Source organism: Variovorax sp. FW305-3-2-15-B-LB1, assembly GCF_058787635.1.
The window spans coordinates 26,544-38,844 of the sequence record NZ_JBYSZY010000060.1 but is presented as its reverse complement, the minus strand read 5'-3'; the positions used below and the strand labels follow the sequence as shown (position 1 = coordinate 38,844).

At 64.6% G+C, this 12,301-nt stretch carries 13 protein-coding genes; 2 read left to right on the top strand and 11 right to left on the bottom strand.

Annotation, left to right across the window (positions count from 1 at the left end; translation table 11 throughout):
- Positions 1-235: 235 nt before the first annotated feature.
- The 10 genes from rpsJ to AC3WQR_RS26650 form a co-directional block, all read right to left on the bottom strand.
- A complete protein-coding gene (gene rpsJ / locus AC3WQR_RS26695; protein WP_007838118.1) occupies positions 236-550 on the bottom strand; it encodes a 30S ribosomal protein S10 in 315 nt (104 codons plus the stop codon).
- A gap of 21 nt (positions 551-571) precedes the next feature.
- The gene (tuf, locus tag AC3WQR_RS26690; RefSeq protein ID WP_062478858.1) at positions 572-1,765 is read right to left on the bottom strand and encodes an elongation factor Tu; all 1,194 of its coding nucleotides are present in this window, start codon (positions 1,763-1,765) and stop codon (positions 572-574) included.
- Between the two features lie 141 nt (positions 1,766-1,906).
- Positions 1,907-4,009 (bottom strand): elongation factor G, encoded by a 2,103-nt coding sequence (fusA, locus tag AC3WQR_RS26685; RefSeq protein ID WP_062478855.1) that lies wholly within the window; start codon positions 4,007-4,009, stop codon positions 1,907-1,909.
- Positions 4,010-4,106: 97 nt separating this feature from the next.
- Positions 4,107-4,580: a 30S ribosomal protein S7 gene (gene rpsG / locus AC3WQR_RS26680; protein WP_007829591.1), complete on the bottom strand. Its 474-nt coding sequence runs from the start codon at positions 4,578-4,580 to the stop codon at positions 4,107-4,109.
- A gap of 147 nt (positions 4,581-4,727) precedes the next feature.
- The gene (gene rpsL / locus AC3WQR_RS26675; protein WP_013543948.1) at positions 4,728-5,105 is read right to left on the bottom strand and encodes a 30S ribosomal protein S12; all 378 of its coding nucleotides are present in this window, start codon (positions 5,103-5,105) and stop codon (positions 4,728-4,730) included.
- Positions 5,106-5,308: 203 nt separating this feature from the next.
- Positions 5,309-6,478, bottom strand: a complete 1,170-nt coding sequence (locus AC3WQR_RS26670; RefSeq protein WP_070061890.1) for a D-alanyl-D-alanine carboxypeptidase family protein — start codon at positions 6,476-6,478, stop codon at positions 5,309-5,311.
- Between the two features lie 40 nt (positions 6,479-6,518).
- The gene (locus tag AC3WQR_RS26665; RefSeq protein ID WP_492744786.1) at positions 6,519-7,151 is read right to left on the bottom strand and encodes an alpha/beta hydrolase; all 633 of its coding nucleotides are present in this window, start codon (positions 7,149-7,151) and stop codon (positions 6,519-6,521) included.
- A gap of 70 nt (positions 7,152-7,221) precedes the next feature.
- Positions 7,222-7,575, bottom strand: coding sequence for a (2Fe-2S) ferredoxin domain-containing protein (locus AC3WQR_RS26660; protein ID WP_062478851.1), 354 nt, complete (start codon positions 7,573-7,575; stop codon positions 7,222-7,224).
- A gap of 9 nt (positions 7,576-7,584) precedes the next feature.
- A complete protein-coding gene (locus AC3WQR_RS26655; RefSeq protein WP_492744784.1) occupies positions 7,585-8,706 on the bottom strand; it encodes a VanZ family protein in 1,122 nt (373 codons plus the stop codon).
- A 19-nt stretch (positions 8,707-8,725) separates the two neighbouring features.
- Positions 8,726-9,154: a CopD family protein gene (locus tag AC3WQR_RS26650; protein ID WP_492744782.1), complete on the bottom strand. Its 429-nt coding sequence runs from the start codon at positions 9,152-9,154 to the stop codon at positions 8,726-8,728.
- Between the two features lie 337 nt (positions 9,155-9,491).
- On the opposite strand from AC3WQR_RS26650, the gene hemB reads away from it, so the two are divergent.
- Both hemB and AC3WQR_RS26640 read left to right on the top strand, forming a co-directional pair.
- The gene (hemB, locus tag AC3WQR_RS26645) at positions 9,492-10,505 is read left to right on the top strand and encodes a porphobilinogen synthase (RefSeq protein ID WP_235926962.1); all 1,014 of its coding nucleotides are present in this window, start codon (positions 9,492-9,494) and stop codon (positions 10,503-10,505) included.
- 75 nt (positions 10,506-10,580) lie between these two features.
- On the top strand, positions 10,581-11,717 hold the full coding sequence (locus AC3WQR_RS26640) for a magnesium transporter CorA family protein (protein ID WP_492744780.1): 1,137 nt from the start codon (positions 10,581-10,583) through the stop codon (positions 11,715-11,717).
- 84 nt (positions 11,718-11,801) lie between these two features.
- Here AC3WQR_RS26640 and AC3WQR_RS26635 read toward each other — a convergent pair whose 3' ends face one another.
- Positions 11,802-12,170, bottom strand: a complete 369-nt coding sequence (locus tag AC3WQR_RS26635) for a hypothetical protein (protein ID WP_062478764.1) — start codon at positions 12,168-12,170, stop codon at positions 11,802-11,804.
- Between the last annotated feature and the right edge of the window lie 131 nt (positions 12,171-12,301).

The following is a 12,301-nucleotide window of genomic DNA, read 5'->3' as shown; positions in this document are numbered from 1 at the left end:
CCACCGCCTCCCCCACCGCAACCTGCCAGCAATGCTGCCGCGATGCACGCCGCACCGAATGCAAAAGAGAACTTCTGGCTCATCACGTGTGCTGCCCTCATTTCAGCCCCGGCGCACTGCGTCCCGCAGGCCGGTGCGCGAGGATGCCACACTTGAGAAACAAACGTGAAGCACAAAAAAAGCCCGCCTGCATTTCTGCAGGCGGGCTGTGCTCGGAATGCGACGCGAGGTCGAATTACTGCAGCTTGATCTCGACGTCGACGCCGGCCGGCAGGTCGAGCTTCATCAGCGCGTCCACGGTCTTGTCGGTAGGATCGACGATGTCCATCAGGCGCTGGTGCGTGCGGATTTCCAGCTGGTCGCGCGACGTCTTGTTGACGTGCGGCGAACGCAGGATGTCGAAACGCTTCATGCGGGTCGGCAGGGGCACGGGGCCCTTGACGATCGCGCCGGTGCGCTTGGCGGTGTCCACGATTTCAGCGGCCGACTGGTCGATCAGCTTGTAGTCGAATGCCTTCAGGCGGATGCGGATCTTTTGCTTGGTAGCCATGGTGATTCCTTTGCGTCCGGCTTAGATGTCGAGGATCTTGGCCACGACGCCCGAACCCACGGTACGGCCGCCTTCACGGATGGCGAAGCGCAGGCCTTCTTCCATCGCGATCGGGTTGATCAGCTTCACGGTGATGCTGACGTTGTCGCCAGGCATGACCATTTCCTTGTCCGCGGGCAGCTCGATCGCGCCGGTCACGTCCGTCGTGCGGAAGTAGAACTGCGGACGGTAGTTGTTGAAGAACGGCGTGTGACGGCCGCCTTCGTCCTTGGACAGGACATACACCTCGGCGGTGAAGTGCACGTGCGGCTTGATCGAGCCGGGCTTGCACAGCACTTGGCCGCGTTCGACTTCTTCGCGCTTCGTGCCGCGCAGCAGCACGCCGACGTTGTCGCCAGCCTGACCTTGGTCCAGCAGCTTGCGGAACATTTCCACGCCGGTGCAGGTGGTCTTGACGGTGGGGCGGATACCGACGATTTCGATTTCTTCGCCGACCTTGATCACGCCGCGCTCGACAGCGCCGGTCACCACGGTGCCGCGACCCGAGATCGAGAACACGTCTTCCACGGGCATCAGGAACGTGCCGTCCACAGCGCGCTCAGGCGTGGGGATGTACGTGTCCAGGGCTTCTGCCAGCTTCATGATGGCGCCTTCGCCCAGGTCGCCCTTGTCGCCTTCCAGGGCGAGCTTGGCCGAGCCGTGGATGATGGGGGTGTCGTCGCCGGGGAATTCGTACTTGTCGAGGAGTTCGCGAACTTCCATTTCGACCAGCTCGAGCAGCTCCTTGTCGTCGACCATGTCGCACTTGTTCAGGAACACGATGATGTAGCCCACGCCCACCTGGCGAGCCAGCAGGATGTGTTCACGGGTCTGGGGCATCGGGCCGTCAGCGGCCGAGCACACCAGGATGGCGCCGTCCATCTGGGCAGCGCCGGTGATCATGTTCTTCACGTAGTCGGCGTGGCCGGGGCAGTCGACGTGTGCGTAGTGGCGGTTGGCCGTTTCGTACTCGACGTGCGCGGTGTTGATCGTGATGCCGCGGGCCTTTTCTTCAGGCGCTGCGTCGATCTGGTCGTAAGCCTTGGCTTCGCCGCCGAACTTGGCCGACAGCACGGTGGCGATCGCAGCCGTCAGCGTGGTCTTGCCGTGGTCAACGTGACCGATCGTGCCCACGTTCACGTGCGGCTTGGTGCGGGTGAATTTACCTTTTGCCATTTTTCAATCCTTGAAAGAGCATGTCCCGTGTGTTGGTTTTATGTCTGCATCCGATTGCTGGTTCGCCCCGCACGGGAACAGGGCGGCACCGGATCGCAGACAAGAAGGGCCGCGCACTGCGCGGCCCCACATTCTTGAAACTTACTTCGAGCGAGCGGCCACGATGGCTTCGGCGACGTTACGGGGAGCTTCAGCGTAGTGCTTGAACTCCATCGTGTACGTGGCGCGGCCTTGCGTGGCCGAGCGCAGCGTCGTCGAGTAGCCGAACATTTCCGACAGCGGGACTTCAGCCTTGATGAGCTTGCCGCCACCGATCATGTCGTCCATGCCCTGCACCATGCCGCGACGGCTGGACAGGTCGCCCATCACGTTGCCGGCGTAGTCTTCAGGCGTTTCGACTTCCACGGCCATCATCGGCTCGAGGATGACCGGGCTGGCCTTGCGGGCGCCTTCCTTGAAGCCGAAGATCGCGGCCATCTTGAACGCCATTTCGTTCGAGTCCACGTCGTGGTACGAACCGAAGTGCAGCGTGACCTTGACGTCGACGACGGGGTAGCCCGCCAGCACGCCTTGCGTCAGTGCTTCCACAACGCCCTTTTCCACGGCGGGGATGTATTCGCGAGGAACCACACCGCCCTTGATGGCGTCGACGAACTCGAAGCCCTTGCCGGCTTCCTGCGGCTCGATCTTCAGGATGACGTGACCGTACTGGCCCTTACCACCCGACTGGCGAACGAACTTGCCTTCGGCTTCTTCGACGGTCTTGCGGATCGTTTCGCGGTAAGCCACTTGCGGCTTGCCCACGTTGGCTTCCACGCCGAATTCGCGCTTCATGCGGTCCACGATGATTTCGAGGTGCAGTTCGCCCATGCCGGAGATGATGGTCTGGCCGGATTCTTCGTCGGTGCGCACGCGGAACGACGGATCTTCCGAAGCCAGGCGCTGCAGGGCGATGCCCATCTTTTCCTGGTCGGCCTTGGTCTTGGGCTCGACGGCCTGCGAGATCACGGGCTCGGGGAATTCCATGCGCTCCAGCGTGATCATGGCATTCGGGTCGCACAGGGTTTCGCCCGTGGTGACGTCCTTCAGGCCCACGCAAGCGGCGATGTCGCCGGCACGGATTTCTTCGATTTCGAGGCGTTCGTTGGCGTGCATCTGCACGATACGGCCGATACGCTCTTTCTTGCCCTTGACCGGGTTGTAGACGGTGTCGCCCTTGCTCAGAACGCCCGAGTACACGCGCACGAAGGTCAGCTGGCCAACGTACGGGTCGGTCATGAGCTTGAATGCCAGCGCCGAGAACTTCTCGCCGTCGTCGGCCTTGCGGGTCACGTCTTGCTCGTCGTCGTCCGTGCCGTGCACCGGAGGAATGTCCAGCGGCGAAGGCATCAGTTCGATCACGGCGTCGAGCATGCGCTGCACGCCCTTGTTCTTGAACGCGCTGCCGCACAGCATCGGCTGGATTTCGCCGGCGATCGTGCGCGTGCGCAGACCGTGGGTGATTTCCTCGAGCGTCAGGTCACCTTCTTCAAGGTACTTGTTCATCAGCTCTTCCGAAGCTTCGGCCGCGCTTTCGACCATCTTCTCGCGCCATTCCTTGGCCAGCTCGACCAGCTCGGCGGGGATCTCGCGCGTTTCGAACTTCATGCCTTGCGAGGCTTCGTCCCAGAAGATCGCCTTCATCAGACGCAGGTCGACCACGCCCTGGAACTTGTCTTCGGCACCGATCGGAATCACGATCGGCACGGGGTTGGCCTTCAGGCGGTCGACCATCATCTGGCGAACGCGGAAGAAGTTGGCGCCGATGCGGTCCATCTTGTTGACGAACGCCAGACGCGGCACCTTGTACTTGTTGGCCTGACGCCAGACGGTTTCCGATTGGGGCTGCACGCCGCCGACCGAGTCGTACACCATGACGGCGCCGTCCAGCACGCGCATCGAGCGCTCGACTTCAATGGTGAAGTCCACGTGGCCGGGGGTGTCGATGATGTTGATGCGGTGCTCGGGCAGCGAGTGGTCCATGCCCTTCCAGAAGCAGGTCACGGCAGCCGAGGTGATCGTGATGCCACGCTCTTGTTCCTGCTCCATCCAGTCGGTCGTTGCCGCGCCATCGTGCACTTCGCCGAGCTTGTGGGTCACGCCCGTGTAGAACAGGATACGTTCGGTGGTGGTGGTCTTGCCGGCGTCGATGTGCGCGGAGATACCGATGTTGCGGTAGCGCTCGATGGGGGTCTTGCGGGACATGATGTACTTTCGGGTTTAAATGCGTTGAGCGCTGGGCGTCGAGCACGGGCGATTTCGCCCGGCACTCAACCCCCAACGCTCAAGAGACGTGTGTTTTTTAGAAGCGGAAGTGGCTGAAGGCGCGGTTGGCTTCTGCCATGCGGTGCACTTCGTCGCGCTTCTTCATGGCACCGCCACGGCCTTCCGTGGCTTCCATCAGTTCGTTGGCCAGACGCAGGGCCATCGACTTCTCACCGCGCTTGCGGGCAGCTTCCTTGATCCAGCGCATCGACAGGGCGAGGCGACGGACAGGGCGGACTTCGACCGGCACCTGGTAGTTCGCACCACCGACGCGGCGCGACTTCACTTCGACCATCGGCTTCACGTTGTTGATGGCAACGGTGAACGCTTCGAGGGGGTCCTTGTCCGGGTTCTTCTTCTCGATGAAGTCGAGGGCACCGTAAATGATGCGCTCGGCAACAGCCTTCTTGCCGCCTTCCATGATCACGTTCATGAATTTGGACAGCTCGACATTGCCGTACTTGGGATCCGGCAGGATTTCACGTTTGGGGACTTCGCGACGACGTGGCATTTTTCTAACCTCTTTGCTTCAGTTGGCATCGTTTCCGATACCGCGAGAGCCAGTCAGGACTCTCACTTACTCGACCCGACATTGGGTCACTTCGTTCGACAAGCCCGCCAAGGCCATCGAACACCGCTTGTTTTCTGACAGGAAGGCTTAAGCCTTCTTGGGGCGCTTCGCGCCGTACTTGGAACGCGACTGCTTGCGGTCTTTCACGCCTTGCAGGTCGAGCGAACCGCGCACGATGTGGTAACGCACACCGGGCAAGTCCTTGACACGACCGCCGCGAACCAGCACGACGCTGTGTTCTTGCAGGTTGTGGCCTTCGCCGCCGATGTAGGAGATGACTTCGAAGCCATTGGTCAGACGGACCTTGGCAACTTTACGAAGCGCCGAGTTGGGCTTCTTGGGCGTCGTGGTGTAGACGCGGGTGCAGACACCGCGACGTTGCGGCGAGTTCTGCATGGCAGGGCTCTTCGAATTGATCTTTTCGACCGTTCGACCCTGACGCACCAGTTGATTGATGGTTGGCATGAATGAATTAGTCCCAAAACAACCCGACTTTGGTAGTGAAACCGCCCTTGGTCGTGACTCAAGGAAGCCGGGAATAACGAAAACGTGAAACCCTTCGGAAAATTCCGAAAAGCCCACGAGTATAGCAGGCAGGTCTGAAATGGCAATGTCAGGCGCCTGGAGCGCCCGCCACCGCCTGTTTCAAGGCCGTTTTTTCCTGTCTCTTACTTGATCCAGAGACGCACGGCGTCCCAGGCGCGGCCGAAGACGCCGGCCTGCTCGACCGGCTCCAGGGCGACCAGCGGCACGTCCGCCAGGGGCTGGTCGTCCAGCGTGACCTTGAGCGAGCCGACGGCCTGGTACTTGGTGAACGGCGCGACCAGCGGGTCGGGGCGCGACACCTGCGTCTTGATCTTGCTGGCGGAACCGGTCGGCACGGCGACCACGATGGCCTCGGGACGGCCCAGCTTCAGCACGTTGGCCTTGCCCTTCCAGACGGCGGGCGTGGCGGCCGGCTGGCCGGCGTCGAACAGGCGCACGGCGTCGTAGGCCGTGTAGCCCCAGTTCAGCAGCTTCTGCGACTCGTTGGCGCGCACGGCTTCGCTGCTGGCGCCCAGCACGATCGACAGCAGGCGGCGGCCGCCGGTCAGGTTCGGGAAGTCGCGCTTGGCGGTGGCGATCATGCAGTAGCCGGCGGCGTCGGTGTGGCCGGTCTTCAGGCCGTCGACGGTCGGGTCGCGGAACAGCAGCAGGTTGCGGTTGGTGTCGTTGGTCGATGGGGTGCCCGGGTAGCGGTACTTCTTGATGGCGTAGTACTTGGCTTCCTCGGGGAAGTCGCGCACCAGACGCGTGGCCAGGATGCTCAGGTCGCGCGCCGTGGTCGTGTGGCCGGGCGCCGTCAGGCCTTCGGGGTTCTTGTAGGTGGTGTTCTTCATGCCCAGCACCTTGGCCTGGGCGTTCATCATCTCGACGAAATGCTCCACCGTGCCGCCCACGCCTTCGGCCAGCGCGACCGTGGCGTCGTTGCCCGACTGCACGATCACGCCCTTGATCAGGTCTTCCACCGGCACCTGCATCTTGGGATCGATGAACATGCGCGAACCGGGCATCTTCCAGGCGCGCGGGCTCACCGGCAGGGTCTGGGTCAGCGTGATCTTCTTGGCGCGCAGCGCGTCGAACGCGACGTACGCGGTCATCAGCTTGGTGAGCGAGGCCGGCTCGACGGGGCTGTCGATGTCCTTCTGCGCCAGGATCTGGTTCGCGGTCACGTCCAGCAGCAGGTAGCTGCGCGCGGCGATTTCAGGCGGGGCCGGCATCTGGGCGGCGGCGATCACGCCAACCGAGGCAGCAGCGGTCAGCACCAGTGCGCGAAGCGCAGTGAAAAAACGATTCATGGAGAGTGTGGGAAGAGGCGAAAACAAGCCTGAAAGGCTTTCATTCGGTGCCCGCGCGCAGATGGCGGGCGACCAGGCTTTTGAGCAGCGGCAATTGTCCGTGAAAGAAATGGCCGCCCCCGGGAATAACCGTGACAGGGAGTGACTGGGGACGCGCCCAGTCCATCACGGCGGCGAGAGGCACGGTGTCGTCGGCTTCGCCATGGACCACCAGCGCGCGCTCGTGCGCTTCGGCCGGCAGCGTGGCCACCGAGAAACGCGAGGCGGCCGTGCCGACCAGCACCAACTGCCGCACGTCGCGTGCGGCCCAGAGCTTCTCGGCCGCGCAGCTGGCCACGAAGGCACCGAAGGAAAAGCCGGCAATGGCCAATTGGCCTTCGGGCGCGAGCTGGCCGACGACATGCAGCATGTCCTCGAGCTCGCCGCGCCCTTCATCGTGAGCGCCTTCGCTGGCGCCGACGCCGCGGAAGTTGAAGCGCACGGCCGTCCAGCCGCAGGACACGAAGGCGCGGGCCAGGGTCTGCACGACCTTGTTGTCCATCGTGCCGCCGAACAGCGGGTGCGGATGGGCGATCACCGCGATGCCGCGCGCGTCGCCCAACGGCAGGTCGCGCTGCACCTCGATCACGCCCGCGGCGCCCTGGAGGCTGATTTTTTCGGTCTGGGAGTTCATGGCGCTGGGGTTGGCTGGGCCGGCGATGCCGGCAACGTGCACGGTACGAGCACGGGGTCCGCAGGAAAGTTCAGCGGCCGACGTCGGGCGGCAGCAGCAGCCGCTCGACGACCTGGCCGTTCTTCAGGTGCGACTCGACGATCTCGTCGATGTCCTCGGCGTCCACGAAGGTGTACCAGACCGCCTCCGGATAGACCACCGCGACAGGCCCGCCCGCGCAGCGGTCGAGGCAGCCGGCCTTGTTGACGCGCACCTTGCCGGGCCCGGCGAGCCCCTGCTCCTTCACCTTGGCCTTGCAGCGGTCGAAGCCTTCCTGCGCGTTGTGCAGGGCACAGGAGTCTTCGCCGTTCTTGCGTTCATTCAGGCAGAAGAAGATGTGGCGGCCGTAGTAGCCGGACGGCGCGGCGGGAGTGGTGCTGGGCATCGACCGATTTTATGAGCGTGCGTGCTCAGGCCGAGGGCGGCGCCGCGACAGCGCAGCCACCACGTAGACCAGCACCGCGAAAGGCCAGCCCCAGCCCAGCCACTGGGCCAGGCCGTGGAAGCGGATGAAGCGGCCCTGCTCCCAGGTGGCCAGGGTCTGTGCAAAGTAGGCGCTCTCGGGCGCCTGGTTCAGCAGGCTCAGCTGGAGCACGAGCCCCATGAGCAGCAGTGCGCCGCACAGCCGGCGCGGCGCAAAGAGCAGCAGCACGCCCGCGAACACCGCTGCGGCCAGCCCGACCTGCACCGGCAGATCGAGCCAGGCCCACGCATGCTCGGGGCCATAGCTCATGGCCGCCGACAGCGCCGAGGCCGCAACACCTGCGAGCAGGATCAGCGGCAGCAGCACCGCGCGCTGCACCACGTTGCGCGCCACCAGGTAGCCCAGCAGGCAAGGCACCAGCGCCCCGAGCATCACGCACAGCAACTCCACGGCCGGCACCAGCGGCTCCAGCTCGAACTGGCGCACGGGCAGCCAGTCGATGAAGGGCGTGTCGAGCAGCCACTCGGAAATCGTCGTCTCCAGCCGTTCGAACACCTGGCCGAGGCCGAAGGTGACGGCGGCGGGGAACAGCAGCGCAAAGGGCCAGAGCGCGAGCAGCACGAGACCGCCGCGCGCGTCCTCGACGAACCATTGCGAGCGCACGCGGCTCCAGTGGGCGATCGCACCGAGCCGCTCCAGCGCCGCGGCCAGCACCGCGCCGAGCACCGTGCCGGCGGTGTTCAACCCCAGGTCGACATTGGAAGGAATGCGCGCCGGCAGATAGCTTTGCAGCGTCTCCATGGCAAAGGCGATCGCCGCGCCCGCCACCGTGGCGCGCAACAGCGCACGCCACACACTGTGGCTGCTGCCCGTGCGCAGCACACTCAGCGCACACAGAAAACCGAAGGGCACGTAGCCCGCCACATTCACCCCGAAGTCGAAGCCCGTCCAGTACTTGGGCCAGGGCGCCGACAGGTAGGCCCAGGGCGCGATCCCCTGGTCACGCCAGTCGGCGAAGGGATACAGGCTGGCATAGATGATCAGCGCCGCATAGGCCAGCGCCAGGGGGAGCGCGGCAGACTTGTGCGGCATGTCTACCGTCGACACGGGCTCAGAAGGGCTTCACCACCACCAGGATCACGATGCCCAGCAGCAGCAGCACGGGCAACTCGTTGAACCAGCGGTACCAGCGGTCGCTGCGGCGGTTGCCGCCCGCCGCAAAACGGCGCAGCAGCACGCCGCAGCCATGGTGGTAGCCGATGGCCAGCAGCACCAGGGCCAGCTTGGCGTGCATCCAGCCGTTGCCCGGGCCGCGCCCGATGCCGTAGCCCAGCCAGAGCCAGGCGCCGAACACCAGCGCCGGCACCGCCAGGAAGGTGGTGAACCGCAGCAGCTTGCGCGCCATCAGGAGCAGGCGCTCACGCTCCGCGACCGACTCGGGGGGCACCATCGCCAGGTTGACGAAGATGCGCGGCAGATAGAACAGCCCGGCAAACCAGCTGGCAATGAAAACAATGTGAAGAGATTTGACCCAGAGCATGGCGGCAGTTTAGTGGTGGCTGCACACTGACCCCTCTTCGGGGCCCTTTGCCAAGGTTTCGGGCAAAAAAAAGCCCGACGTCTTCACGTCGGGCTGGGAAGCCCTTTTGCTGTCACACATCAAGGCACCCGCTCAGGGAGGAAAAGCGGGGAGCGGCAAGCCGCCCGCTTCAGAATTTAACAAAGACGAAACAAGGTTTCAAGCGATTGAGGCAGTTTCTTTGACTTTTACAACAAAAATCTAGAACTTAAGTTCTATTAATTTCCGTAGTTGTCAGACAACTTGCCTCCAGCAGCGCTGGGCTGCGATTTCGCGCTTCAGGCACAATTTTAGATATATGACGTCACCATTTTCCCCGCTCGCGATGTTCCCCGCCGGCCGCCCGCGACGGCTGCGCCGCGATGCCTTCACCCGCAACCTGGTGCGCGAGCATGCGCTGACGACGAACGACCTGATCTACCCAGTGTTCGTGCAGGAAGGCGAGAAGCGCCGCGACGCCGTGCCTTCGATGCCCGGCGTGGACCGCCTGAGCCTGGACCTGCTGCTGCCCGTGGCCGAGCAGTGCGTGCAGGCCGGCATCCCGGTGATGGCGCTGTTCCCGGTGATCGACGCCAGCCTCAAGACGCCTGCGGGCGACGAGGCCTTCAACCCCGACGGGCTGATTCCCCGCGTGGTGGCCGCGCTCAAGGCGCGCTTCCCCGAACTGGGCGTGATGACCGACGTGGCACTCGACCCCTACACCAGCCACGGCCAGGACGGCCTGCTCGACGAGACGGGCTACATCCTCAACGACGCCACCGTTGAAGTGCTGGTGAAGCAGGCACTCACACAATCGCAAGCTGGCGTCGATATTGTGGCCCCGAGCGACATGATGGACGGCCGCATCGGCGCGATCCGCACCGCGCTCGAAGCCCGCGGCGACATCCACACGCGCATCATGGCCTACAGCGCCAAGTACGCCAGCGCCTTCTACGGCCCCTTCCGCGACGCCGTCGGCTCGGCCGCGACGCTCGGCAAGAGCAACAAGAAGGTCTACCAGATGGACCCCGGCAACAGCGACGAGGCGCTGCGCGAGGTCGCCATCGACATCGCCGAAGGCGCCGACATGGTCATGGTGAAGCCCGGCATGCCTTACCTGGACATCGTGCGCCGCGTGAAGGACGAGTTCCGCGTGCCGACCTTCGCCTACCAGGTGAGCGGCGAGTACGCCATGCTGAAGGCCGCCGCCCAGAACGGCTGGCTCGACCACGACGCCGTGGTGCTCGAAAGCCTGCTGGCCTTCAAGCGCGCCGGCGCCGATGGCGTGCTGACCTACTTCGCGCTTGACGCCGCCCGGTTGCTACAAAAATAATAGCTACTGCGGCATGCCTGCCGCACCTCCACGGCACTTCTGGCGTGGAAGAAGAACCACCGGGGGCGAGTGTCCATGCGCATCTTCGAAATCAGCCGCTCGCAGGTCAGCGAGCACGCCTCGCTGGCGCCGCTGGCCGTGCCGGGCGCCTGCGCCGCCGCCAGCTACCTCTGGATTTCGCTGACGCGCGACGAATTCCGCGCCGCCCAGCCCGAGGTGCAGCAGATCCTGCAGACGCTGTGCCAGACCCAGCTGGTCGACCTGCACGTGGCCGACCTGCTCAACGACCAGCTGCCCTCGCACTACGACTACACCTCGCTGTACGACGTGCTGGTGTTCCGCCGCCTGGCCACGGGCAACGGCCAGGACAGCGCCGAACCCTCACCGCCGCAACGCCCGTCGCGCGGCGGCCCGCCGGTGCTGCGCCGCATCGACACCCGCCCCGTCGGCTTCGCGGTGTTCGACCGCGTGCTGCTCTCGGTGCACCCCGAAGACGGCACGGTGCGCGACGCCTTCGCCGCCCGGCTGCTGGCGGCGGCCTCGTCCGACGGCCGCGGCACGCCGGCGCTCGACGTGCGCGCCACCTCGGCCCGCCTGCCGGCGAGCCCCGCCGACCTGATGCTGCGCATCGTCAACCTGATCGTCGACGGCTACCTCGACATGCGGCGCGAACTCACGAAGCAGCTCGACCACTGGCAGACCGAGCTCATCGACCCGCGCAGCCGCTTCACCAACTGGAGCGCGCTGATGGAGGCGCGCCAGTCGCTGCACCGGCTGGACGAGATCTGCGAAGACCAGCGCGCCGCCATGCAGGACTGGATCGATTCGCTCGAAACCCTGCCCGTGCCGCAGGGCGAGACCGCGCAACGCGAGCGCGACCTGATCATGGTGCGCAGCCGCGACGTGCTGGAGCACATCCAGCGCGTGGTGCACCACGTGCACCGGCTCGAGCAGAACGCCGAGACCGCCGTGCAGATGCACTTCAGCGTCCAGGGCCACCGGGCCAACGACATCATGCGGGTGCTGACCGTGCTCACCGCCATCTTCCTGCCGCTCAACCTCATCGCCGGCATCTTCGGCATGAACTTCGAGTTCATCCCGCTGGTGCACAAGGCGGACGGCTTCTGGATCGCGATGTCGGCCATGCTGGTCATCGCGGTGCTGCTGGTCCTGATCTTCTGGCGCAAGCGCTACCTCGCCCGCACGCGCTGAACGCCCATGAAAAAAGCCACGCAGATGCGTGGCTTTCTTTTGTCAGCCCGGGCCGCCCCGGAAGGCGGCTGGCTTCGCGGCCAATTACTTGGCGACGGCGCCCGAACCTTGCTGGGCTTGAACGCGTGCGTCCATCGGGTTCACCATGGTCGAGATGACCTTGCTGTTGACGCGCGAACCCGAGGTCACGTTCTGGTCGGGAGCGTAGGCGGTGCGGATGGCTTCGGCTTCGACGATCGAACGGTCCTTCGACACGGCCACGGTTTCCGCGCCGCGCGAACCACGCACGACGTTCTGGTTCGGGGCTGCGGCGGTGCGCTGGGCTTCGGCGTTGACTTCGTCGCGGCTCTTGGACGAGATCACTTGGGTCACGCCTTGGTACGTCTCGGCTTGGGCGCCGGTGGCGGCCAGGAGGGTCAGGGCGGCGGCTGCGAAAATGTGCGAGGTCTTCATGTCTGTTCCTTGTGTTCGGCTAGATGGGATGTCCACCAGGCTTGCACGTTGGCTCGCCTGTGCGGCGAGTGTCAGCCGGAATTCCTTCGGGAAAACACTCGGTTCAGAGACACGGTGTTTCCTGTAGCGAA